The organism is Caballeronia sp. LZ034LL, from assembly GCF_031451215.1.
GTDB lineage: Bacteria > Pseudomonadota > Gammaproteobacteria > Burkholderiales > Burkholderiaceae > Caballeronia.
Map to the genome: position 1 here is coordinate 1 of NZ_JARUXR010000006.1, position 24,517 is coordinate 24,517.

21 protein-coding genes are annotated in these 24,517 nt (G+C 64.3%); 8 read left to right on the plus strand and 13 right to left on the minus strand.

Going from position 1 to position 24,517, the window contains the following annotated elements:
* Positions 1–213: 213 nt before the first annotated feature.
* Both QCE83_RS34560 and QCE83_RS34565 read right to left on the minus strand, forming a co-directional pair.
* Complete coding sequence (locus QCE83_RS34560) at positions 214–1,635, minus strand: aldehyde dehydrogenase family protein (RefSeq protein ID WP_309821332.1); 1,422 nt, start codon at positions 1,633–1,635, stop codon at positions 214–216.
* A gap of 139 nt (positions 1,636–1,774) precedes the next feature.
* The gene (locus QCE83_RS34565) at positions 1,775–2,905 is read right to left on the minus strand and encodes an AraC family transcriptional regulator (RefSeq protein WP_309821334.1); all 1,131 of its coding nucleotides are present in this window, start codon (positions 2,903–2,905) and stop codon (positions 1,775–1,777) included.
* A gap of 275 nt (positions 2,906–3,180) precedes the next feature.
* Here QCE83_RS34565 and QCE83_RS34570 point away from each other — a divergent pair, with 275 nt between their 5' ends.
* Together QCE83_RS34570 and QCE83_RS34575 are read left to right on the plus strand one after the other, a co-directional pair.
* Positions 3,181–4,515: a UbiD family decarboxylase gene (locus QCE83_RS34570; RefSeq protein ID WP_309821336.1), complete on the plus strand. Its 1,335-nt coding sequence runs from the start codon at positions 3,181–3,183 to the stop codon at positions 4,513–4,515.
* Positions 4,512–5,096 carry a UbiX family flavin prenyltransferase gene (locus QCE83_RS34575; RefSeq protein ID WP_309821338.1) on the plus strand — a complete coding sequence of 195 codons (585 nt, stop codon included), beginning with the start codon at positions 4,512–4,514 and terminating at the stop codon, positions 5,094–5,096. Before QCE83_RS34570 ends, QCE83_RS34575 begins: the two co-directional genes overlap by 4 nt.
* A 683-nt stretch (positions 5,097–5,779) precedes the next feature.
* Here QCE83_RS34575 and QCE83_RS34580 read toward each other — a convergent pair.
* From QCE83_RS34580 to QCE83_RS34590, 3 genes are read right to left on the minus strand one after another with little or no spacing between them, the layout of a single operon-like run.
* On the minus strand, positions 5,780–6,697 hold the full coding sequence (locus tag QCE83_RS34580; RefSeq protein ID WP_309821340.1) for an ABC transporter permease subunit: 918 nt from the start codon (positions 6,695–6,697) through the stop codon (positions 5,780–5,782).
* Entirely contained in the window at positions 6,694–7,476 is a 783-nt protein-coding gene (locus QCE83_RS34585; protein WP_309821398.1) for an ATP-binding cassette domain-containing protein, read from the minus strand. The genes QCE83_RS34580 and QCE83_RS34585 overlap by 4 nt, the downstream gene beginning before the upstream one ends.
* A 50-nt stretch (positions 7,477–7,526) precedes the next feature.
* Entirely contained in the window at positions 7,527–8,537 is a 1,011-nt protein-coding gene (locus QCE83_RS34590; protein WP_309821342.1) for an ABC transporter substrate-binding protein, read from the minus strand.
* Between QCE83_RS34590 and QCE83_RS34595 the strand changes: the two genes are divergently transcribed.
* Positions 8,536–8,694, plus strand: coding sequence for a hypothetical protein (locus tag QCE83_RS34595; protein ID WP_309821344.1), 159 nt, complete (start codon positions 8,536–8,538; stop codon positions 8,692–8,694). The genes QCE83_RS34590 and QCE83_RS34595 overlap by 2 nt on opposite strands.
* Positions 8,695–8,724: 30 nt before the next feature.
* Here QCE83_RS34595 and QCE83_RS34600 read toward each other — a convergent pair whose 3' ends face one another.
* From QCE83_RS34600 to QCE83_RS34610, 3 genes are read right to left on the minus strand one after another with little or no spacing between them, the layout of a single operon-like run.
* Entirely contained in the window at positions 8,725–10,119 is a 1,395-nt protein-coding gene (locus tag QCE83_RS34600; RefSeq protein WP_309821345.1) for an NAD(P)/FAD-dependent oxidoreductase, read from the minus strand.
* Positions 10,120–10,131: 12 nt separating this feature from the next.
* Positions 10,132–11,808, minus strand: coding sequence for a thiamine pyrophosphate-dependent enzyme (locus QCE83_RS34605; RefSeq protein WP_309821347.1), 1,677 nt, complete (start codon positions 11,806–11,808; stop codon positions 10,132–10,134).
* Positions 11,809–11,863: 55 nt separating this feature from the next.
* On the minus strand, positions 11,864–13,006 hold the full coding sequence (locus QCE83_RS34610) for a porin (RefSeq protein WP_309821348.1): 1,143 nt from the start codon (positions 13,004–13,006) through the stop codon (positions 11,864–11,866).
* Positions 13,007–13,387: 381 nt separating this feature from the next.
* Between QCE83_RS34610 and QCE83_RS34615 the strand changes: the two genes are divergently transcribed.
* Together QCE83_RS34615 and QCE83_RS34620 are read left to right on the plus strand one after the other, a co-directional pair.
* Positions 13,388–14,368 (plus strand): ABC transporter substrate-binding protein, encoded by a 981-nt coding sequence (locus QCE83_RS34615; protein ID WP_309821350.1) that lies wholly within the window; start codon positions 13,388–13,390, stop codon positions 14,366–14,368.
* A complete protein-coding gene (locus tag QCE83_RS34620; protein WP_309821352.1) occupies positions 14,353–15,090 on the plus strand; it encodes an aspartate/glutamate racemase family protein in 738 nt (245 codons plus the stop codon). The genes QCE83_RS34615 and QCE83_RS34620 overlap by 16 nt, the downstream gene beginning before the upstream one ends.
* A 21-nt stretch (positions 15,091–15,111) precedes the next feature.
* Here the strand turns inward: QCE83_RS34620 and QCE83_RS34625 are convergent, their stop codons facing one another.
* Positions 15,112–15,720 (minus strand): hypothetical protein, encoded by a 609-nt coding sequence (locus QCE83_RS34625; RefSeq protein ID WP_309821353.1) that lies wholly within the window; start codon positions 15,718–15,720, stop codon positions 15,112–15,114.
* A 535-nt stretch (positions 15,721–16,255) separates the two neighbouring features.
* Between QCE83_RS34625 and QCE83_RS34630 the strand changes: the two genes are divergently transcribed.
* The gene (locus tag QCE83_RS34630; protein ID WP_309821355.1) at positions 16,256–17,497 is read left to right on the plus strand and encodes an FAD-binding oxidoreductase; all 1,242 of its coding nucleotides are present in this window, start codon (positions 16,256–16,258) and stop codon (positions 17,495–17,497) included.
* A gap of 18 nt (positions 17,498–17,515) precedes the next feature.
* Here the strand turns inward: QCE83_RS34630 and QCE83_RS34635 are convergent, their stop codons facing one another.
* Together QCE83_RS34635 and QCE83_RS34640 are read right to left on the minus strand one after the other, a co-directional pair.
* Entirely contained in the window at positions 17,516–18,739 is a 1,224-nt protein-coding gene (locus tag QCE83_RS34635) for a Gfo/Idh/MocA family oxidoreductase (protein ID WP_309821356.1), read from the minus strand.
* A 25-nt stretch (positions 18,740–18,764) separates the two neighbouring features.
* On the minus strand, positions 18,765–19,385 hold the full coding sequence (locus QCE83_RS34640; protein ID WP_309821357.1) for a YoaK family protein: 621 nt from the start codon (positions 19,383–19,385) through the stop codon (positions 18,765–18,767).
* Between the two features lie 170 nt (positions 19,386–19,555).
* Here QCE83_RS34640 and QCE83_RS34645 point away from each other — a divergent pair, with 170 nt between their 5' ends.
* On the plus strand, positions 19,556–20,713 hold the full coding sequence (locus tag QCE83_RS34645; RefSeq protein WP_309821359.1) for a Gfo/Idh/MocA family oxidoreductase: 1,158 nt from the start codon (positions 19,556–19,558) through the stop codon (positions 20,711–20,713).
* Positions 20,710–22,506 carry a glycoside hydrolase family 15 protein gene (locus QCE83_RS34650; protein ID WP_309821361.1) on the plus strand — a complete coding sequence of 599 codons (1,797 nt, stop codon included), beginning with the start codon at positions 20,710–20,712 and terminating at the stop codon, positions 22,504–22,506. Before QCE83_RS34645 ends, QCE83_RS34650 begins: the two co-directional genes overlap by 4 nt.
* 9 nt (positions 22,507–22,515) lie before the next feature.
* Here QCE83_RS34650 and QCE83_RS34655 read toward each other — a convergent pair whose 3' ends face one another.
* Together QCE83_RS34655 and QCE83_RS34660 are read right to left on the minus strand one after the other, a co-directional pair.
* Complete coding sequence (locus tag QCE83_RS34655; RefSeq protein ID WP_309821363.1) at positions 22,516–22,797, minus strand: DUF3253 domain-containing protein; 282 nt, start codon at positions 22,795–22,797, stop codon at positions 22,516–22,518.
* Positions 22,794–24,407 carry a sensor domain-containing diguanylate cyclase gene (locus tag QCE83_RS34660; RefSeq protein ID WP_309821364.1) on the minus strand — a complete coding sequence of 538 codons (1,614 nt, stop codon included), beginning with the start codon at positions 24,405–24,407 and terminating at the stop codon, positions 22,794–22,796. Before QCE83_RS34660 ends, QCE83_RS34655 begins: the two co-directional genes overlap by 4 nt.
* Between the last annotated feature and the right edge of the window lie 110 nt (positions 24,408–24,517).

The window sequence follows — 24,517 nt, forward strand, 5'->3', positions numbered from 1 at the left end:
GTGACTTTCTTTGCAGCCGCAAAGAAAGTTACCCCCGCCCCGGGGAGGGGCAGTGCTAATACACCGACGCGACCACAGGAAGTCCATCGAAGCGCAAGCCAACAGAAGAAACCACGCGAAGGCCGAGAGCACAGAACCCCGCCCCGGGAAGGGGCAGGTGCTAACAGACCGACGCGACCACAGGAAGTCCATCGAAGCGCAAGCAAACTTCCCTCAAACTTCAGCGAGCTTATCGAGCGACGGCACCGAGCCTTCATTCGCCAGCAACGCACGCTTGCGCACATACCTCATGATGCTCGTCGCACCATACCGCGACCCACCCATCCCCGATTTCTTGAACGCGGTCTTCTCCCCCGCGAACATCATCACCCGCGGCAGTTCCGTGTCGTTGATACTGACGCCGCCCGCTTCCATCTTCGTTGCGAAATCACCCGCCGTATGCGTATCCGGCCCAAACACCGCGCCGCTCAGACCAAACATCGAGTCGTTCATCAGACGCTCGGCTTCTGCATCGCTGGTAAAGCGCATCACCGGCACGACCGGTCCAAAGGTCTCATCCATCATCAGCGTCATCTCATGCGTGACGTCGATAACAATGGTCGGATCGATCCACACCGCCCCATCCACCGTCTCGCTCTTGCCGCCGAGAACAATCTTCGCGCCCTTCGCCACGGCGTCGTCCAGTTGTGCATCGATAGTCGATGCCTGTTGCGCGAAGATCATCGGACCATAGTGGCCGCCGTCGCCGGCCGCCTCGCTGCGCCGCAGCGTCCTTGCCTGCGCCGACAATTCAGCAACCAGCGCGTCATAAAGCGATTCATGCGCATACACGCGCTCGATCGCATAGCACACCTGCCCGGAGTTATAGAGCGCGCTGCGCAGAATGCTGGTGGCCGCGCGCTGCACATCCGATCCCGCGAGCACCACCGCCGCATCCTTGCCGCCGAGTTCGAGGAACGCCGGAACGAAAGCCTGCGCCGCCGCCGCCGCGATCTTCTGCCCCGTCGGAATGCTGCCCGTGAACACCACCGCATCCGTCTGCGCGACAATCGCCGCACCCGTGTCTGCGCCACCCTGCACCAGATTGATGATGCCCTTCAGCGCAGGCACGGCAGCGATGGAACGCATCAGCGGCTCGACGAAACGCGGCGTCACCTCGCTCGGCTTGATGACGACGGCCGCGCCCGCGACCAGCGCCGGGATCGCATCGATGAACGACAGCACCAGCGGAAAATTCCACGGGCTGATCACGCCCACCACCGGATACGGCGCATACGTCACCTTGAAGACGATATCGGGATGCGAGTCGAGCTTGCGGAACGGCGTGGCAAGCACCTCGGGCGCCGCATCGCAGAACCCATGAATGAAGTGAATCACCGCGCCCAGTTCTTCTTCGGAGATGCGGTGGCGCGCGGTATCGACGGACAACGCCGCGACAATATCCTTGCCGTGCGTCTCGAGCTGCGCGGCCCATTCGCCCAGCGCCTTCGCACGATGCTCGAGGCCCAGCGACTGCCAGGCGCGCTGCGCTTCGCGCGCTTCCGTGATGACCTTGCCCACGTCCTGCGCGGAAGCCGCATTGAACTCGTAGTCGTGTTCGCCCGTGCGCGGATTGCGTACCTTGATTGCCTTCATCGTTGTTCCGTTCTGTTGTTCTGCCCATGACGGGCGTGGTCCAAAAAGTGAGGACGATGCTAACAACAGAATTTCCGGCACGGCAGGCACACGCCTATGTTGAGGCCGATTTCCTACATCTGAGTGCGTTGCTCCAACATCAGGATTTGTCCGCGTCCTCGGTCCTGCGCGCACGCATTGATGCCTGCGCGGCTTCAGGTGCGTCGGGGACCGCACGCTGCTGCGTGGCGGGACTCGCCAGCCGCCGCGCATCCTTCGGCGCAAAGCCGAAATAATCACGGAACGCGGCAGTGAAGCTGGTCTGATGCTGATAGCTCGTCGCCAGCGCGACCTGCCCCACCGGCATGCGTTCATCGACGAGCAGATGCAGCGCATGATTCATGCGGCATCGATGTCCGTACTCGAAGAGGGTCATGCCATAGAGAAACTTGAAGCCGCGCTTGAGCTTGGACGCATTCGTGCCCACCGCGCGCGCGAGTTCCGGAATGGTCGGCGCAACGCGCAGGTCCGCGACGATCATCTTCTGCGCCTGCTCGATGAGCCGCAGATCGCGCGCGGACAGGGTCTCGCCCGGCGAGTCGTCGCGAAGATGCGCAAGCCACATCTCGATGCACGCGCACAGAATCTCCGTGCACTTGCCTTCGAGATAGAGCAACTGGCGCGGGCCGCTATAGGGCGAGGCCAGCAACTGCTCGGCGATGTGCAAGGCATCGACGCTGAAAGGCATCTGGCGGTTATAGATCTGGTCGCGGCCGATGGACGCGAGATCCACGCGAATCCGCTCGGCCTCGCCGCCGAGCGCATGCACGAGCCGGTCGAAGTAGCGTCGCGTCACATACATGCTCACCGACTGCCATGGACCCGGTCCGCAGGTCACCTGATACTGCACGTCCGCGCCCTGACTGCACACGAGCAGGTTCGGCGCGTTCACATGCAGATGGCCCGTATCAGAGAAATCGACGCTCGCCGGTCCGGCAATCGAAAAATGAAACTCGACGAAGCCTTCGGGAAGAATCCGCTCCGAACGGCTATGCGCATAGTTGCAATCCGACACGACGACGAAGATTTCGTCGCGGATACTCGCCATTTTCCATGCGCCCTCTTCGGCATCACCGGGTACGGCGAGTGTCGCGCCGTAGAGGCCGAACTCGGGCACGCTCACGCAATCGGGGCGCACCCGCAATTGATAGAACGCTTCCGTCAGACGCGCCTGCGGTCCCGCAAGCGTGGCCCTGAACAGTCCCCTGTTCGCCGGGTGGGGGTGGTCCATCGCATCTCCTGTCGGATGATCGCGCCATGCAAGTGATGAACGATGAGTCAGTCAAACTTGCCGCATGCCGCGCTGGATCATTTCAGTCGCGTCATTATCAGTCGCCAAAACTCGTTCAGGTTTTTGCATGTCGATTTCCGGAACGGCTGTGAAGAAAAAACCGCTTTTCCTAGATTCGCTTCTTCTTTGCGCATCCCCGCAAAAGTGGCGGCGGTTATAAGAAGGCACGGGCGCATGCCGCGCCTCCCCGATGCCTCCACAGCCACTCATTCACGATGCGACATTACCTCTCCCGGCTGCGCGCACGCGGCGATCTGCTGACCGTCACGCGCGAAGTCGACCCGCGCTACGAAGCCGCCGCCGTCGCGCGCCGCCTCCAGCGCGAAACCACCAAACCCGTGCTGTTCGAGAACGTGCGCGGCAGCAAGCTGCCCGTGCTGCTCAATCTCTATAGCGACCACGATCGCCTGCGCGAGATCATCCGCTGCGCGCCCGACGAAACCTTCTGTGCGCGGCTCGATCGCGAGATCACGCTGGCTTCGACGATCGAGACCGCGACCGAGCCTGCGCCGATGCCCTCTGACTGGGTCACCGGCAAGCTCTCCGATCTGCCCATACTCACCTATCACGAGCGCGACGGCGCGCCCTACATCACGTCAGGCATCTTTCTCGCGAAGGACCCGGACAGCGGCGTGCCGAACCTGTCGTTCCATCGCTCGATGGTCGTCTCCGACGATGAACTCCGCATCCGCCTGGGGAGCAGCCATGATCTCGCGCAGTATCAGCTGCGCGCGGAAGCACGCGGCGAAGCGCTGGAAGCGGCCATCCTGATCGGCGCGGCCCCCGAGCTTTTCATGAGCGCGTGCGTCTCCTTGCCGCCGGAAGGCGACGAACTCGCGCTCGCCGCCGCCATTCGTGGCGGTCCGCTGGCCATGCGCCACGCGTGCAGCATCGACCTCGATATTCCGGTGGCGGCGGAGATCGTCATCGAAGGACGCATCCTGCCAAACGAGCGCCGTCCCGAAGGACCGTTCGGCGAGTTCATGGGCTATTACGTCGAAGTGGGCGACAACCACGTGTTCGAAGTGACGCACGTGGGCTGGCGCGAAGGCGCGGTGTTTCATGGTCTGATCTGCGGTTCGGACGAAGACCTGCGCCCGCTCGAAGCGGCGACGGCCGCGCGCATCTACAAGGCCGTGTCGGCACAGGTGCGCGGCGTGCTCGACGTGACCTGCAAGCCGACCGTGATGAACACCATCATCAAGATCGACAAGCAATACGACGGTCACGCGCAACACGCGCTGCTCGCCGCGCTGGGTTCGCATCTGGACTACAACAAGCTGTGCATCGTCGTGGACAAGGACATCGACATCTACGACATGAACGAAGTCATCTGGGCGTTTCTCACGCGCGGCCGCGCGGACACCCGCACGATGGTCATCAACGACGTGCCCGGCTTCTACCGCGATCCGCACAAGGATCACTGGGGACGGCTGGCCATCGACGCCACCAAGCCCTGGGGCCGCGAAGCCGAGTTCGCGCGCAAGTCGATTCCCGGCGTCGAGACGCTCGTGCTCGACGACTATTTGCCCAAGGGCGTGCAGCGATGACGGCGGCGCATCAGCCACGGCGCATCGTCGTCGCCATCACGGGCGCGACCGGGGCGATCTACGGTGTGCGTCTGCTTGCGGCGTTGCGCGAACGTGCCGTGGAGACGCATCTGGTGGTGTCGCGCGCGGGCTGGCTGACGCTGCACGACGAAATGGCCCTCGACCGCCAGGCGATGCGCGAACGCGCGAGCGTGTGGCACGAGCCGAATGAAATCGGCGCGACGCTTGCCAGCGGCTCGTTCCAGCATGACGGCATGGTGGTCGCGCCTTGCTCGATGAAGACGCTTGCGGCCATCGCGCATGGTCTCGACGACAACCTGGTCACGCGCGCAGCCGACGTCACGCTCAAGGAGCGTCGCAAGCTCGTGCTGCTGGCCCGCGAGACGCCGCTGACCCTCGCGCACCTCAACAACATGACGCTCGTGACGCAGATGGGCGGCGTCATCATGCCGCCGCTGCCTTCGTTCTATGCGCGGCCTTCGAACATCGAGGAACTGGTGGATTACACCGTGCAGCGCGTGCTGGATCAGTTCGGGCTCAATGATGAGCAGGCTTATGCGCGGTGGGGTGGGCTGGGGTGAGGGGCTGTTGCAATGACAGCCGTTATGGGGCGAGCAGATCGGGCGAGCGGCCCCTACGCGCACCGACCGGTACCCGGCTCGGCATCGCCGATCTGGAGCGATTGATGTTTGCTCGGCGTATCTTACCCGTAAGCAATGGTCTGCTCGAATGCGGCGGGGAGGCAGCGCGGACGGTTCTGTCACAAGACGCATCGCGGTCAACGCGCGCATGCACGATTCGTTCTCGACTGCGCCAATCTGGAGCCTGCGCTTCCAATCACTCAAGCGTCCCGCTTTCGACCATGGAAGGCTTTGATATCGTCGAATCCTCGAAAACACATCAAGCAATACCGCTTTCTCGAGATTCGCGTAATTGAATAAGCATTTGACAAATTCTGCTTCTCGCCCCAACGCCCCGATCAAACTCGATGTCGAGAAATCACATGCAACAAAACTAGTCGAACCTGGTGCAGATTTTCTCAATGAGGCTCGACTGAAATCACAATCTCCAAAGCTGCTGCCAAGGAATCGTCCATCAAAATTCGTGCTGACAAACCGACTCCCCGAATGATTGAAGTCTGAAAATGCGGAAGCGAGCGGCGCAGCGCAAAGCAAGCGAAATAAGCAAAATGCCGCCTTGCCCGCTAGGCACAGAAGCCCAAAGGCCACCCGGATGAGCGGCCTTCGTGCTGGCATCGCTCGAACTACGCGTTCACTCCAACCGCCTCAAGCTTCTTCTTCGACACCCCGCGCTTCTTGCGTCGCGCCATCGAGAGCAGGGTCACGAGCACGAACAGCGCCGTGACGAGCTTCAGGTCCGAAGGCTGGAAACCCAGCGCCAGCACCGCCGAGATCAGCTGAAAATAAATGATCGACCCAAGCACCGGCGCGATCACTTGGCGCGTCATCGAGCGATTGCCGATCACCGCCTCACCGAGCAACAGCGCAGCCAGGCCGTTCACCAGCACGCCGAAGCCCATGTTCACATCGGCGAATCCCTGGTTCTGCGCGAGCATCGCGCCGCCCATTGCCGCAAACAGGTTGGCAAGGCCGAGACCCACCAGCGTGTACACCTTCACATTGATGCCCTGCGCCTTGGCCATTGACGCGCTCGAACCGATTGCGCGCATCGCGAGCCCATGCTCGGTGCCAAGGAACCACAGCACACAGGCGGCAATGGCGACATCGATCGCACCGAGCATCACGATGCGCGGCAGGTAGCCGCCTGAATCGCCCGGAAGCCACGAAAACACACTGGGGAACGCGAACAGTGCGGCGTTCGGCTGGCCCATCACGCGGATGTCGACGGAGTACAGCATCGACAGCACGAGAATGCCGCACAGCAGTGTATTGATCTTCGCCTTCTCGTGAATATAGCCCGTGACAAGACCCGCGAGAAAGCCCGCCAGCGCGCCGCCAAGCAGCGCCATCACCGGATTGAGGCCCAGCATCAGCAGCTTTGCGCACACGCACGCGCCGAACGGGAATGCGCCCTCGCCGGTCATGTCGGCGAAGTTGAGAATGCGGAACGGAATCATGATCGCGATGGCGATCAGCGCGTAGGTCAGGCCTTGCATCAGCCCGACCGGGATCAGGTCCCAGAAACCCAGCAGGAGATTCATGAGTTCACCGTCTTTGCCGTCGCCGGCTCTTCATTGAAATACGCCATCAGCTTCTCGACCGTCATCGCGCGCTTGGCATCGCCGGAAAGGTCGCCGACAATCCGGCCATCGCGCATCATGATCAGCCGGTTGCCGAAGTCGATGGCGTGCTGCATGTTGTGCGTGACCATCATCGTGGTCAGGTCCTGCTCGCGCACCACTTGCTCGGTCACGCGCATCACGATGGCCGCCGTACGCGGATCGAGCGCCGCGGTGTGTTCGTCGAGCAGCAGCAATTGCGGGCGCTGCAACACCGCCATCAGCAGCGAGAGCGCCTGACGCTGACCGCCCGACAGCAGCGACGCCTTGGTCTTCAGCCGCTTCTCCAGCCCGAGATCGAACGATGCGATGCGCTCCCTGAATTCCTTCGAGAGCGCGCTCGTCAGGCCAAGACTGAAGGACCGCTTCAGGCCGCGGCGATTCGCAACGGCCAGGTTCTCCTCGAGACTCAACGCGGCGGCCGTGCCCACCGACGGGTCCTGGAACACGCGGGCGAAGTGCTGCGCGCGCTTATGCGTGGGCAGCGCGGTGACATCGCGGCCATCGACGACGATCGCGCCGCTGTCGGCCATCACCTCGCCTGCCAGCAGATTGAGAAAGGTCGACTTGCCCGCGCCGTTGCCGCCGACGACCACCGCGAAGTCGCCCGCATAGAGTTTCAGCGAGACATCCGACAACGCAATGCGCTCATCCACGGTGCCGGGGTGGAACGTCTTGCAGATCTTCTCCGCCGACAACATGGGAACGTGGCGCTCGCGCATCGTGGTGACCTTCGCCTGGTTGCTGCCGTTCAGTTGATGAAGCATTTGCAATCCTCGAGCGCGGCGGGTACCGTCAGGCCGAGCGCCTGGAACTGGCTCCGGCTGACCTGCGTCACATAGTCGGACGGCTTCGGCAGCGCGGGCGGCAAGGCCGTCGTCTTCTCGCCCTTCAGCACGCGGGCCGCGAGTATCGCCGCATTCGCGCCGACCGACTGCAGCGACACCGCATACGAGGCCGTCGCCATGCCCTTCTTGATTGCTTCGGTTTCGGAGCTGAGGACCGGAATCTTCAGGCGCTGCATGCTCGCGGCCACGGCGGGAATGGCGGATTGCACGAGGTTCGATCCGGTGATGTACACGAAGCCCACGCCCTTGAGCAGCTGCGCGCGCTGGGTGATGTCGTTGACCGTATCCACGCTGACCGGCTTGAACGTGAGTCCGGCGCGCTGCGCGGCAGCCTCCAGCGCCTTGGTCGTCACGACATCGTTCGCCTCGCCGGGGTTGTAGAGCGTACCGAACGACTTGACGCCCGGAAACGCCTTCTTCGCGAACGCAAGCACGGCGTCGAAGTCCTGCAGGTCCGACGAGCCCGTGAAGCGGTCGCCACCCTGCTTCCAGCTTGGCACGAGACCGGCCGCCACCGGATCAGTGACTTCGGTGAAAACGAGCGGGGTTTTCGGATCGGCCACGGCCGAGCGCGCCACCTGTGATACCGACGTGGTCACCGTCAGGATCAGGGCCGGATGTTTCGCGGAGATCTGCGAGAACATTTGCGGCATGAGCGCCTGGGTGAAGTTCGCGTCGCTGTAAACATAGCTCACGTTCTTGCCTTCCACGTAGCCTTCCTTCGCCATCTGCTGCTTGAAGCCCTCGATGGTCATCGCAAGCGACGGATGCGGTCCCAGGTTGGCGATGCCGATGACCGTTTCGTCCGCCAGGGCGGGCAAGGTCGTCAACGCAAGCGCGGCCATGCAGGCCGCACCGAGCGCCGCCGGCCACGCGCGGTTCCCGGCGCGTGCGTGCGTGATGCGAATTTTCATGATGGATTCCGGAAAAAACTGGAACAAAACTCTGTCGCCGGTGCGCACGCTCGCGCGCAACGGAGGGCCGACATTCTTTTTATCACCGATGTTTTGCCCGACATTAAAGCGGGCCGCGCAACTGCCGTTTCGCTACAACTCGCGCCGTTTTGCCTAAGTTTCCGGCGTTTCACCCGTCTCAAGCGTCTCAGGCGGCCAGACGCGCCGGCTCGGCCTGCATGCGGCCGAGCAGCGCCCGTGCGGCGCGCTCGCCGCTGGCGCACGCGCCGGTCAGCAAGGCTTGCGAAAGCCAGTCGCCGCAATAAGCAACACGCTGCGTTCCGGTTTCTGCTTTCGCCTTGTCCATTCCCAATTCCTGCCAGCGCCAGAAAGCGTCCACCCGCGCGCCATACCCCGGCGAGAACACCGGCAGCTTGCGCGCGATCCACTGGTTCGCCACCTGCACGACATGCCGGTCGAAGCCGGGAATGCGGGCGCGCAGTTCGTCCCGGATCAGCACGTCGAGATCGTCTTCGAGACCCTGCTGCACCGCTTCGTCCGCTGCCTCGGGCGTCAGTTGGCAGTAGATCTGCGTGAGCGGACGGCCTTGCGCGGGCGCGGCGGGCAACTGCTGATACGTCGCGATGCGTCCCGGCGAGCCGCGCATCGCGAAGTTCATCTTCGGCGGCAGAGCCTGTGAGACACCGTAATGCACGACCCCGAGGGCGTTGTAGCGCACGGCGTCGAACATCTGGCGTTCCTCGCGCGTCGGTGCGTCGATCAGCGCCCCCGCGAGCGAGCCTTCGACCGCGCAGACGGCATGGTCTGCGCTGAACATGGAGCCGTCGGCCAGTGTCAGTTCCACGCCGTCCGCGTGCCGGCGCAGCTTGCGCACGGGAGTTGCCGTGCGGACCTCCAGCCGTGACGCCAGCGCCTGACACACGCGCCCCATGCCGCCCCTGAGCGTATGCACCGTGCTCTCGCCAATCATGTGCGGCACCGTCGAGACATAGAACAGTGCCGACAGCGTTTCCGGATTGAAACTGCGGGTCGCGCGAAACACCGGCTCGACCATCCGCGCGAGGACGTTCGGCCCGAGCGTCCCGCGGATATAGGCAGCGAGCGTCGTATCGTCGAGCGTGGAATCGACTTGCAGTGCGCTCGTCGCCCAGTCTGGATCGACATGGCGCCTTGCCCCGCGCATCGCCAGCGCGTGCGCAACGAGCTTCGCGCGTTCGGCCAGCGACAATCCCGGCGTCGCCAGCGAACGCGGCGACGGCATCAGCTCGATCGTGTGCTCGCCCTGCGGCGACACGCACTGCGCGCTCAGCCGATGCAGCGGCACAAGCGCATTCTGAAGCGCAAGATCCGCGACCACTCTGTTGAACGCGCGTCCGAACGGATAGACGAGCCGCGCGCCGCTGTTATAGAAGAGATCGCCGGTGCGCCGGTCGCCCATGCGGCCGCCGACGACATCCTGCGCGTCGAACACGGTCACGCTCGCCCCGGCTTCCTTGAGCCGATAAGCCGCGGTGAGGCCCGCGATGCCCGCGCCGATCACGGCGACGCGCTGGCTGGAGAGAGAAAGATCTATCGTTTGCATGAGAAGAATTCGTCAGCCCACGGGCTTCGTCACAGTGGAAGACACTCGCAACTCGATCAACCGGACGCCGCCCGACGCCAGCGCGCGCCGCAGCGCAGGGGCGAAGGCTTCGGTGGTCTCGACGGCTTCGCCCTGCGCGCCAAGCGAATGCGCGAACGCCGCGAAGTCGATGGCGCCCAGCGTCGTCCCCGTGGCACGTCCGAACTGGCGCTGCTGGGCGCTTTCGATCGCGCCGTATGCACGGTTGTTCACGATCAGCACGAGCAGATCGATGCCTAAGCGCACCGCCGTTTCAAGTTCTTCCGCGTGCATCATGAAGCAGCCATCGCCAGCGATCGCCACGACCTGCCGCTGCGGCTCGAGCAACGCCGCGCCGATCGCCGCCGAGAGGCCATAGCCCATCGCACCGCTTTTCGGTCCGAGCTGCGTGCCCGGCCGACGATGCCGCAGATAGCGTTGCGGCCAGGTCGCGTAAGCGCCCGCACCGGACGTGACGAGGGCGTTGTCGGACAGGGTCCCGTCGAGCAGCGCGTAGACCGCGCGCAGATCCAGCGGACCAGGACAGCTCCCGCTTTCGATGAAAGCAAGCCGTTCCGCGCGCGCCTCGCGTACCCAGGCCGAATCCGCAGAAGCAGCATGCAAGGCAGCATCCGATGCCGCCGCCCACGCTTCGACGAACGCATTGGCATCAACGGGAATGGCGAGATCCGCACGATACGTCGCGTTCAGCTCGGCAGGCTCGGGATGAATGTGCACAAGCGCATTGGCCTGTTGCGGCGGCGTCCAGAGCGTGAAGCCGCCGAATGCGCCCGCGCCGACCGTGTTCAGTTCGCCCAGCCGCCCGTTCAGCATCACGACGAGGTCGGCCTGGGCGATGCGCGCGGCCAGCGCCTTGTCGATGCCGAGTCCGATCTCGCCGGCGAAGTTCGCTTGAGCGTGATCGACCAGATCGCGCCGCCGGTAAGTCGTCGCCATGGGCAAGCCGTGCGCGTGCGCAAGCGTTGCCAGCGTCCGCAGCGCGTCATTGCGCCAACCCGTGCCGCCGACGATCAGGAATGGCCTGCGCGCCTGCGCCAGCATGTCCATGAAACGCGCCATGTCTTGCGGCGCGGGCGCGGCGGCCATCGGCGCGGGACGCGGCAGGTCGGCCACCTCGGCGAGTTCGCGGGAAACGTTCTCCGGCAGCACGAGCACGACCGGGCCGCGCCGCCCCGACATCGCGACATGCCAGGCCCGCGCGAGCATTTCAGGAATGCGCGCCGCCGATTCGATCAGTCCGACCCACTTCGTCAGCGGCCCGAAGACCTGATGGAAATGCCCGACGCCGAGCATGGCTTCACGCTCCGCGCCCTGCATGTCCGCCTGACCGACGATCATCACGAGCGGCGCGCTGTCGGTGTGCGCGGTGTGGATCGCCAGCGTCGTGTTGAGTGCGCCCGGCGCGCGCGCCGCGAGACAGACACCGGGCTGGCCGCTCAACTGGCCGACCGCCTGCGCGGCGTAGGCCATGCCCGCTTCGTGCCGGAAGCTCGCGAGGCGGATGGACGGTGCACGCGTGGCGAGCGCATCGACGAGTTCGAGAATGCCCTCGCCCGGAATGAAGCTGATGACGGGCACGTCGAAGCGCTGCAGCGCATCGGCGAGGATCGCGGCGCCGCTGCGCGCCGTGGTGGAAGTAATGTCAGGCAAGGAACATGTCCAGAAGAGAACGCGTGAACGCACGTTCACGCGCCGTTGCATGAAATCAGAAGCGATGGAAGATACCCGCTGTCACCGCGAGCTGACGCTTGCTCGTCGAGGCGCCGCCGCCGCTCGCATATTCGATGTTGGCGTGCTGCGCGTCGCCGGCGGCGAGCTGGAAGATCGCATCGAGATACAACGCGGTGCGCTTGGACAGGAAGTAGTTGTTGAACAGCGAAAACTCATGATACTGCGGAGAAAAATCCGTGGGCTGGATCTTGCCGAGCGTATAGGTGTAGTCGAAGGCGAGCTGATAGGACGGCGTGATGTAGCGGCTCACGTTCGCCTCGATGTTGGTATAGCCCGCGCGGCCGTTCGCCAGGCCGAGCGACGCCACGCCGAGATCTTCGTAGCGGCTGTGCGTCACGACGAGACCGAAGGTGGTCTTGCCCGCCACGAACGATCCGCCGCCGCCGTAAATTTCCATGCTCGACGGCGACACCGCCGCCGCGATGGTGGGCGATTGCGCCGAGATGGACGGGAACAAGGCCGTGTTCCAGATGCCCTCGCTCGATGCGATCGACGGATGGTTCATGCGCATGTACGCCGCCGACAGCTTGACCGGGCCTTGCGCGTAGTTGACCCCGAAACTCATGGCGCTCTGATTGCCGAAGCTGCCTGCCACGCCGCCGAGGCTGTACATCGCGCCGCCCTGCAAGCCGTGATAATTCGGCGAGACGTACTTCACCGCGTTGTTGGTGCGGAACTGGAAGTTGAAGTTGTTGTTGTCGCCCACGGTGGCGGCATAGCCGTTCCACATGTACGCGGCGGAGTACTGCGCGAGCCAGTCCTGCGTCAGGTCGTACTGGCGGCCGAACGTGACCGTGCCCAGGTTATCCGATTGCAGCCCCACGAACGCCTGCCGGCCGAACTGCCGGCCGCCTTGCGCGGCGCTGCCGGTGTTCGGATTGAAACCGCCTTCGAGCTGAAACAAGGTGCGCATGCCGCCGCCGAGATCCTCGACACCGCGGAAGCCCCAGCGGCTCGGACCATTGGCCGTCGAAAGCGAAGCGCCCTTCAGCGAATTGTTCGTGTAGATCAGGCCCGACATCACGACGCCATACAGCGTGACACTGCTGCCAGTCGGCGCTGTCTGTGCCTGGGCGTGGGTGGCGGTCGTGGCGGCGGATGCGAGCAGCAGCATCATGGAGCAAACTCGTTTCATGTTCTTGTCCCGTCCAGGCGGTCGTGGGCGTTGTCGGTAAATATTGCGTCGGAGTAAGAAACTTGCATGGCTCAGGTGCCACGAACCGCAGAGTAAAAACCGCCACCCGCATCGACAATCCAATAAAAAAAGTTAGAACCGATTTCCTTCGTTTGAGAATCGCTTCACTAGCGCCTGTCGTGACGGAGCCATAACGGAACACTACAAACGCTTGCGCTGCTCAATGCAGGCGTTCTTCGCACACGGCTTCGAGGACAGCCGGTCGATTAGCTAGGGAATCGGGTTTGTTTATTTTGTCGGCCTGCCCGAGGAGGACGCAGGTTCCCACAATGGGCCTTAGCCAAACCTATGGGCCTCACCTTCATGCGTCCTTTTCCCTTCTTTCTGCCCACGCTTGCCGTGCTTTCCATGCTGCACGCACATGTATCGATGGCGGCGCCGGCCACGGTCATCGGCATCGCGAACTTCGGTCCGCATCCCGCCCTGTCACGCACCATCGCCGGCTTCAAGGACGAGATGACCAGGCAGGGCTATGTCGAAGGCAAGAATGCCGAGTACGTGTACAGCGATGCCAACTTCACCCCCGGTCTCATTCCGCAATCGCTTGCCCAGATCGTCGCGAAGCACCCCGCCGTGATCCTCACCGTGACCACGCCGGTCGCGCAGGCATCGGTGCGCAACGTATCGGACCGCTCGGTGCCGCTGGTCTTCTCGCAGGTGACCAACCCGGTTGCCGCCGGCCTCGTGCCCGACTGGCAACACGGCAGCGACCGCATCGTCGGCACGGCAAGCGTCACGGACTACGACACCGTGCTCGCCTTCGCGAAGCAGGTCTTCCCGAAGGCCAGGTCCTTCGGCGTGTTGTACAACGCGGGCGAAGTGAACGATGTCGCCGCGGTCGCGAGCCTGAAGGAGGCCGCGGCGAAAGCCGGCCTCGACATGAACGCGACCTCGGTGGACTCGACCGTGGACGTGCCGCAGCGCGCCGCCACGATGAAGGGCATCGGCTTCTTCTATGCGATCGGCTCGAATCTCGTGCAGTCGGCGTTGCCGGCGGTGGCATCGGTGATGGACCGCATGAAGGTGCCCATCCTCAGTGCCGAGCATGAGCTCATCAAGAAGGGCGATATCGTCGCGGTGGCGTACGCGCCTTCCTATGAGTCGCAGGGCGCCCATGCCGCCGATCTCGCGGTGAAGATGCTGCACGGCACGAAGCCTTCAGCGCTTGCGGTGTACCGGCCGCTGCCGCGCGACTATGTGGCGATCATCAATCGCGCGAAGATGAAGACGCTCGATCTGCCGATTGCGTCCTCGCTCGACGACTGCAAATGTTTCATCAACTGAATATGCGCAAGCGCACGATTCATGGCGTGAGCATCGGCGTGCTGATGCTCGATACGGGCTTCATGCGCCTGCCCGGCGACATCGGTCACGGCTCGACCTGGCCGTTCCCCGTGCAGTACGCGCTGATGGAAGGCGTCACCGGCCCGATGGTCATGGCCGCCGCGGCAGGCGACCGCGAGGCGGCGGCGCCGCTGATCGATCGCTTCGTCGATGCGGCGAACCGGCTCGCGCAACTGGGCGTGGACGGCGTCACGACGAGTTGCGGCTTCCTGGTCGCGTTCCAGCACGAGATCGCGGCACGCTGCGCCGTGCCGGTGGCAACCTCGAGTCTGTTGCAGATTCCGCTGGCCGCGAGCGTGCTGCAAGGCAACCGGCGTGTCGGCGTGCTGACCGCGAAACGGTCCGCGTTGACTGAAGCGCACTTGCTCGCCGCGAACGCCTCTCCGGGCACGCCTGTCGCGGGCCTGCCGGAACGCTCACGCTTTTTCCAGAATCAATTGACCAATGCCGCCGTGGTCGACTTCGACGATCATGCGCGCGACATCCTCGATTGCGCCGCGCGCCTGCTCGACGAGCATCCGGACGTGGGCGCCATCGTCAGCGAATGCGCGAATTTCGCGCCGTATTCGTCGCTGATCGCGGAGCGCTTCGGCGTGGCGGTGTATGACATCGTCAGCATGATGCAGTGGTTTCAGGGCGGGCTGCGACCGCGCAGGTTCTGAAGCGCTCGCACAGCCGATCAGTCACTCCGCTGCACGTATCTCGCCCGCGATGCGCAGCAGCTCCGGCAGATTCCACAATTCGTCGTGCTGCTTCGCACGCGCAAGCGCGTCGTCGATGACCGCCTGCGCCTCCGCATGCCGCCCGAAGCGCAGCAGGCCATGCGCGTAGAGCCCGGCAAACAGCGTCTGGCGCATGCCGAGATGTTCGCGTTCGAGCTGCGCCAGCGCGTCGCTGAGAATCGTCAGGCCCTGACGCTCGTTCCGCTCGATCAGCAAGGCGCCGTGAAGGCCGCGCGCCATGGCATCGAAGAGCGCGAGGCCGTTCTTCGCCACACAGTCCTGCAGGATGTCGAGCGCTTCTTCAGCGGCATCGAGGTCGCCCGCGTAGAAGGTCAGCGGAATGAACGCGAACACCGGCACGTAGCCGATGGTCAGCGTATGGCCGCTCGCCTCGGCATCCCTGCACGCCCGGTACGCCTCCTCCAGCGCGCGTTCCGCGCAGCCTTGGAACCACCGCACACTGGCCATCAGCGAACGCGTGCCCTCGCGTCCGTTCACGTGGTTATCCGACAGTTGCGACTGTCGACATTGGGCATCGAAGGCTTCGAGCGCGGGCAAGCGCTTGCGCATGACGCAACGCTTCCTCCACGCGGCTGCGACACTCTTCCAGCGATGACGCGCGGATCCACGCCGGAATCGCCAGCACGGTCGGTCCGATGCCCAGCGATGCGTCGTCGTGCGGCGAGAAGGCCCAGCCAAGGGCCGCGCGGACGTCGTCGATGGTCGGGAGATGGTCGCGCAGCCAGCCTTCGTCGGGCGGGCGATTCCAGCAGTCTTCCACGCGTGTGTACAACGCCACGAAGTGCTCGGCGTGGCGGCAGCGCAGCGTAGTCGCGCATCGTGTCAAGAAAGCGGTAGAGCACGCTGGCATGACTCAAATTCGCAGACAGCAGCGACTCCGCCATGATCGGCTGTCGGAACGGCCTCGGGGCCGTCACAGGAAATTGAAAGGAACCAGCGCGGCATCAGTCTAGCCTGTTTCAACCCTGCTCAAGGGAAGCAGCCGGCCCGGACGGTCGCGTCACACGAAACCGGCACGACCTGAGACAATCCGCTCACACCTTCCGGGACATCTTATGCGCCACGTTTGCACGGAGCCCTTGCAATGAAGTTCGATACCCTCGTACTCGGCGCCGGCATGGTGGGCGTATCGGTCGCCGTGCATCTGCAACGCCGCGGGCTCGCGGTTGCATTGGTCGATCGCAAGGCGCCCGGCAACGAGACCTCGCTGGGCAATGCGGGGCTGATCCAGCGCGAAGGCGTGTATCCGTATGCGCTGCCCCGCGACGCCGCCACGCTGATGCGCTATGCCGGCAACCGTTCGAACGAGGTCCGCTATCACCCGCGGGCGCTGCCCGGCTACGTGCCGTTCCTGCTGCGCTACTGGCATCATTCGCGCGCGGACCGGCATGCGGCCATCGCGCGGGCCTATGCCACGCTGATCGAACACTGCGTCAGCGAACATCGCGAGCTTGCCGAAGCGGCGGGCGCGCAGGCGCTGCTGCGCCCTGGCGGCTGGCTCAAGGTGTTCCGCAGCGCGGCCGCACAGGACGAGGAACGGCGCACGGCGCAACGCTGGCATGACGAATTCGGCGTCTCGTATCAGCTGCTCGATGCCGCGCAACTGCAACGTGAAGAACCCTCGCTGAGTCACGCGTTGAGCGGCGCGCTGCGCTATACCGATGCCGTGTCCGTCAGCGATCCCAATGCGCTCGTGACCGCCTACGCGCGTCATTTCGAGCAGCTGGGAGGCCGAATTTTTTTCGGCGATGCCGCGACGCTCGCGCCGCAATGGCAGGTCGAGACGGCAGCGGGACGCATCGAGGCGCGGGCGGCAGTGATCGCGCTCGGGCCATGGTCGGACCGGCTGACTTCACGTCTGGGCTATACGCTGCCGCTGGCCGTGAAGCGCGGTTATCACATGCACTATGCGGCAGCCGATGGCGCGCAATTGCATCAGCCGGTGCTCGATGCGGAGCGGGGCTATCTGATCACGCCGATGGCGCGCGGCATCCGCCTGACGACGGGCGCCGAACTGGCCTACTGCGACGCGCCCGCCACGCCGGCGCAGCTCGACGCGCTCGAACCCATCGCGCGCGCAACCTTTCCGCTGGGCGCACGTCTCGATGACACGCCATGGCTCGGCCGGCGTCCCTGCACGCCGGACATGATGCCGGTCATCGGCCGGGCACAGCGTCATGAGGACCTGTGGTTCGCGTTCGGTCATGCGCATCACGGGCTGACGCTCGGCCCCGTGACCGGGCGGCTGATCGCGGAGATGATGACGGGCGCCGCGCCGGTGGCGGACCCGTTTCCGTTTCGGGCCGAGCGGTTCGCGAGAGGTTGAGCGGGACCAGCAGGCGCCTCACTCGTCGAGCCGCACCGGCCTGCCTTCGCGCGCGGAGCGGTACAACGCTTCCATCAGCACCTGATCGCGCAGACCTTCTTCACCAGGCGTGTCCGGCTCGCTGCCGTCGCGCACGCAGCGGGCGAAGTGATCGATCTCGAGCGTGAACTGATCCTTGAATTCGAGCCGCGGCTCGTCGACCTGTTCGATATCGCCTTCGCGATGCGCGATCCGCATGCGCTGCCCTTTGTAGGCGAAGGCGTTCTCCACGTCGATCCAGCCTTTCTCGAGACGGATACGCATGTCCTTCGACTCATGCGCGCCATAGCTCGCCGCGCAGTTGGCAAGCGCGCCGGACGGGAAGCGCAGCATGAAGGCAATCGTCTCTTCCACTTCGCGATAACGCTCGTCCGCCGCCGGATTGACGATCTGCGCATACACCTCCACGGGCTCTTCGCCGAGCACATGGCGCACGCCGTTCAGGCAATACAACCCGATGTCCGGCAATGCACCGCCTCCCGCGAGCGCCGCCCGCAGCCGCCATTGCTCGCCCGAGCCCTGCACCTGCGCATTGGTCGCCTCGATCACACGCGCCCTGCCGAGTTCGCCCGACTGCACGCGGCGCATGGCCTCGCTGTTGAAGACTTCGAACTGACAGCGATAGGCGATCATCAGCTTCACGCCCGCCTTCGCGCAGGCATCGATCATCTGCCGCGCCTCGTCGGCGGTGTTGGCCATGGGCTTCTCGCACAGCACGTGTTTGCCTGCCTGCGCCGCGGCGCTCACGTGCTCCAGGTGCAGGCCATTCGGCGTGACGACGTACACGGCCTGAACATCGGGATTAGCGGCAAGGCGTGACATCTCGGCGTATGAATACACCGACTGCTCGTCGATGCCGTATTGCTTCGCCACCGCCCGCGCCTTGTCGGGGCTGCCCGAGACGAGCGCCGTGACCCGCGCGTCCTTGCAGGCGTTGAAAGCGGGCAGGATCTGCTCCAGCGCCAGGCGGCCCAGCCCGATCACCGCAAAGCCCACGCGCTGATCCGGCGCCGATGGTGCGGGCGGCGGGGGCGAAGGTTTGTCGGCGTCGCCCTTCCAGTTCCCGAAGCGAACCTTGCCGTCCTCGACCGTGCCGAGATCGATGGCGGCGGGCGCTTGCGGCTGCCCGGCTGCGGGAAGCGACGGACCGTCGGGCGTGCCGGGACCGCTTACGGTGAATTTCGCCTTGTCGTGTGTGGACATGAAGCATCCTCCTGCGTTGAGTGGTTCATTCGGTTCGGGCTTGCGGCGCATTGCGTGCGAGCAGCGCGACGCATGCACCCGCGAACACCGTTGCCGCGAGAATCGCGAGCGCACCCGTGCCATATAAGAAGTCGAGCAGCGTACTGAGCGCCGCGCCGGCGACGAATGCGATCCATCGCACGACGCCGGCCGCTGCCGCGCTGAACTTCCCTTCTCCAAGATGCCGCGCGACGCGGATGAAATTGCCGGTGATGAACGAAATGCCGGGTTCATCGGCGCGTGTCTGGTTGATCGCACCGATGCCCGCTGCGATCAGGCAAGTAGCCGTCACCGGATACGCGGTGCCCGCCAACGGAACGGCGCAGGCAAGCAGCAACGCGGTGGATGTCAGGCAGACCGGTGCGCGCCAGCCTGGCAGGCGTGTCGAGAGGCATGCGGCAAGCGTCGACGCTACGAAAAAGCAGGCGATCACGCTCACGAGCGGCAGCGCCTTGCTCCATGCACCGGCGATCAATGACTGGCCGAGCTTGGTCGAATTGCCGGTCATGTAGACGGCCAGCAGGTCCTTGCTGTGGAGCATGATGAGCGCGTCGGTGGCGCCCGCGATCGCCACGAGCGCAAGGACAGGCACGGCAGAACCGGCCATGTCTCTCAGCCAGGACGTGACAGACGAAAGCATATTGATGTTCCGTGGAACGGCGTGATGGAAAAGATCGCGCAAGGCGAGTCCGCAAGTTCGATGCCCGTGAGCCGCAGCCACGATGTGGAACGGAGGTTGCGCGCCGCATGACAAACCCTTTCATTCAGAGGCATGTCATGAGCTTACTTTCAGCAGTCGGCCTGAGTACAGGCAAGCAGGTTCGCTATGCGATTGTCGGCGTGGGCGACATCGCGCAGGAAGCGATGATGCCGGGCGTCAGCCACACCGGCAATTCGGTCATCACGGCGCTCGTCACGAGCGATCCGGAGAAGGCGCGCAAGGTAGCCGACCAGTACGAGGTCGCCGATACCTATACCTATGAACAGTTCGACGCCATGCTCGCATCTGGCAGAGTCGACGCGATCTATCTCGCCACGCCGAACTGGCGTCATGCCGAGTTCGTGATCCCTGCGCTGAAGGCCGGCATACACGTGCTGGTCGAGAAGCCGCTGGAAATTTCGACACAGCAATGCGAAGCGATCATCGCGGCTCAACAGGCGTCCACGGCGAAGCTGATGGTCGCGTACCGGCTGCACTTCGAACCGGCGACGCTCTCCGCAATCGAACGCATCCGCTCCGGCGAACTCGGCGAAGTGCTGCTGTTCACCTCGACTTTCGTACAGAAGGTGGATCCGCAGAACCATCGTGCGATGAACGGCGTGCATGCAGGCCCGATCTTCGACATGGGCCCGTATCCCCTGAACGCTGCGCGTTATGTCTTCGAAGCCGAACCGGAGGAAGTGGTAGCGGCGGTCGGCGTGCGGCATCCCGAGGCCGGTCTCGGCGATTTCGACGATACCGTCGCCGTGACGCTGCGGTTCCCCGGCAATCGTCTGGCGCAGTTCGTCGTGTCCTATGCGCTGAACGCGCTCGAATCGTTCTTCGCGGCAGGCACGAAAGGCAGTCTCGCAATGCAGCCCTGCTATACCTACGGCAAGCCGCTCGAAATGAACGTGACGGTGGGTCAGGACGAAAAGCATCATTCGTTCAGGAACACGGATCACTTCGGCGGCGAGATGAAGTACTTCTCGGACTGCATCCTGAACGGCACTGATCCGGAGCCGGATGCCGAGGAAGGCTATGCCGACGTGCGTGTGCTCGAAGCCATCGTCGAGGCGCTGGAAAGCGGCGCGTCGGTCAAACTCGAACCGTTCGCGCGCACACGCCGCATCGATCCGTCCGCGCAACGCGAAACCTTGCGCGCGGTGACATCGCCGGAACTGGTTCATGCGAGCAACCCTGCGGAAGGCATCGACAAGGTGCCAAAAAATTGAATCCTCCGCATACCTCGCAACATCGCGATGCCGACGGCCATCTGCCGCTCGATGCATACGGCGCGCTCGGCGATGGACGTTCGGTTGCACTGAGCGGGGCAGATGGATCGATCGACTGGTGGTGCGTGCCGGGTATCGATTCGCCGCCCTTGTTCGACCGCCTGCTCGATCCCCGGGAAGGCGGCTTCTTCGCCATCACACCCGCTGAAGCATTCACGGTGGAGCGGCGCTATCGCGACGACAGCAACGTGCTCGAAACCATCGTCGGTACGCAGTCAGGGCGGGCGAAGATCGTCGAGTCGCACAACAGCAGCAGCGCCGGGCGTTTGCCATGGGCGGAACTCGCGCGGCGCATCGAAGGGATCGAAGGCACGCTCCGCTTCGACGTGCGCATCGTGTTCAGTCGCCGCGGCAATACGGTCAGCCCGTACCGGTCGGTGATCGGCGGACGCCATGTCTTTCATGCGGGCCGTGTGCTCGGACTGTTCCTGCATGGCGCGGGCGTGGTCATCGACGAACGCACGGACGACGGCCTGCGCGGGCATGTCGTCGTGCATACGGGCCAGCGCGAGACACTGGCGCTCGTCGCGGGCGAAGACGAGCCGCTGGTCGTGCCGCCCATCGAGGAGATCGATGCGCGCATCGAGACCTCCGATCATGCCTGGCGCGAATGGACCGGACGCATCGAGTATGACGGTCCCTACCGTGCGCTGCTGGTGCGCAGTGCACTTGCCCTCAAACTGCTGCTGTATTCGCCGAGCGGCGCGATTGCCGCCGCCGCGACCACGTCCTTGCCGGAACGGATCGGCGGCGACAAGAACTATGACTACCGCTATGCCTGGGTGCGCGATGCGGGCTATACCATCAAGGCGTTCCTGCGCATGGGTGCGCAGGAGGAAGCGAAGGCCGCGTTCACATGGTTGCTGAAGCAGATCGAGCGCATCGGACCACGCGTGCTGTACTCGCTCGATGGCGATGAAGTCGCGGACGTGCGCGAGACCGGGCTGCCCGGCTATGCCCACTCGAGGCCGGTGGTGAGCGGCAATCTGGCGACGCATCAGCGTCAACACGGCGTCTATGGAGATATCTTCGGCACGGCGGCGGTGTTCGTGCGGGCGGGAAACATCATCGATTCACGCAGCGCCGCGCTGCTTTCCGGACTCGCGGATCAGTGCGCCGATAGCTGGCGTCTCGAGGACGCGGGCATCTGGGAACTCGAAACGCCGCGTCACTACACGATGTCCAAGCTCAATGCGTGGGAAGCGCTGGCGCGCGCGGTGGAACTGGCCGACAGCGGCCAGTTGCCGACGACCTGCCGCGATCGCTGGGCGCGCGAACGTGACCGCATTGCGGCATGGATCGACGAGCACGGCTGGTCGGAAGAGAAAGGTGCCTACGTGATGTATCCGGGCAGCGACAGGCTCGATGCGTCGATGGCGCTGGCCACGCGCTTTCGCTTCGACGGACGCGAGCGCAACGAGCGCACGCTGGATGCGATCGCGCGTGAACTCGGCAGCGGACCGTATCACTATCGCTACTCGGGCGTGGCCGCCGAGGAAGGCTGCTTTCTTGCCTGCACCTTCTGGCAGATCGAGGCGCGCGCGCTGCTTGGCCAGCGCGACGTTGCAAAGGACATGCTCGATGCCGTGATCGACGCACTGGCACACGGTGTCGGCATTTATCCCGAGATGGCGGATCCCGGCTCCGGCGCGTTCCTCGGCAATCTGCCGCAGGGTCTGACGCATCTGGCGCTCATCCAGGCGCTCATCGCCTTGCAGTCGCCGGACATCTGAGCCTTAGGATCAGTCGCTCGCAGGAAAGCCTGGCCCGCGCCGCAAGCGGATCGGACCATGGCTGATCTGGTCCGGGTCCAGTGTCGCGTCGCCCTGCGTGATCTTCAAGCGCTGCCGGTGCGCCATCCGTGCGGCTACGTCCCGCACCGCTGGCATCAGCTCGCGCCAGCCGTCTTCATCGTGGGTGAGCGCGCGCGCAACGTCCGACGGACAAATGGACGCCGTCTCGACGCGGCTGCGCAGCAGATCGAGCATGCATCGTTCGATGTCGGGATCCGATACGCGCATCATTTGACGGTCTCGTCCGCGAGGCTGCGCGAGCCGCGCGCCGGATCGGCGTGAAGCGTGTCACGCGAAACCTTCGCCTTGCGGACTGGATTCACGTCCACCGTGACGATCGATACGCGATTGCGACCGTTACGCTTGGCGTCGTACAGGGCTTCGTCGGCGCGACGCATCGCTGTTTCGAGGGTCGTGCCGTCGTCCGGCTGACAAAGCGCCACGCCGATACTCACCGTCACCGGCGCGAGCGCCGTGGTCTGCGGTGTCTCGCTGTCTTCCGCGCAGGCGGCGACGTCGGTGAGGATGGCGTCGGCGACATCCTCGGCACGGCGCGGCGTGCAGTCGGCCAGCACGACGATGAACTCCTCGCCGCCATAGCGCGCGACAATGTCGTTCTGCCGGCGCGCCCGCCGCGTCAGGCAATGCGCGACGAAGCGCAGCGCACGGTCGCCGGCCACGTGGCCATGTGTGTCGTTGTAGTCCTTGAAGTTGTCGGCATCGACGAACATGATCGCCATCGGCAGCCGATGCCGCACGGCCTTCGTCCACATCGCCGGCAAGGTCGCGTCCAGCCCGCGACGGTTGGCGACGCCGGTCAGCCCGTCCGTGTCCGCAATCGCAATCAGCCGCGCCTGCGCCGCATCGCGCTGACGCACCGCGAACACGAGCAGCCACACGACGATCGTGAACGCGCACGACACCACGACACTCAATGCGCCGATGATGAGCGAACGGTGCTTCCACTCTTCGGTGATTTCATCCATGGCGGGCGCGACCATGGCGACTAGATTGCTGTCTTCCACGTTTGCGAACGTGGACAGACGCTCGACACCATCCACCGGCGACTTCGCGACGAATGATCCGCCCTTCGGTCCGAGCATGGACAGGAACGCAGGCGAAGCAACGGAAATCATTTTGCTGCGGCTCACCTGCGGATAGCGCGCAAGGATGAAACCGTCGGTCTGCATGATGGTGGCGGCGCCGTGCGCGCCCAGCTTTACGCCATCGACCAGCTGCTGGAAATAGTCGAGATCGAGCGCGATCAGCGCGACGCCGCCAAAGCTGCCGTCGGCCTTCGAAATGCGGCGGCTGAGCGCGATGGAAGGACTGCCGTTCCTCAGCCGGGATTCATAAGGCTTCGAAATGTACAGCCCCATGTCGTCGCGGTTCTTGTGCACGATGAAGTAATCGCGATCGCCCAGGTTCAGTGTTGGAAAGAGCCGTGCGCGGCCCTGCACGATCCGGCCCTCCTCATCCACGGCGTAGATGCCCATCACGTGGGGCGCCATGGTCGCGCGGTCGAACAGCATCTGCCTGCGCAACTCCGGCGGCAACGCGAGAATTTCCGGATTCGATACGCCGTCCACCACGGCCTGCAAGGAGAGGTCGTAGATCTGCAAATTGCGGCTCATGTCGCGCGCCAGGGCGGCGGCCACGTTCGCGGATGTATCACGCGCCTTGTCCACCGCCTCCTGCCTGCCGGACACCAGGACCACGGCGGTCGTGACCAGCACCACCAGACAGACGAAGGTCGTACTCAGCGCGATAAGGATCGCGTGCCTGTCAACCCAGGACTTCGTCCAGCGTGATTCCTTTCCGAAGGTTGATGACTGCTTCAACCGTGCTCTCCTTCGCAAACGCGGTTCAATCAGAAACCGCGCGCCCTCTCTCGTTTGAATGATTTTTCGTCCGGCGTTCCGGTTTTTTCCGAAACAGCACCGCATCCTAA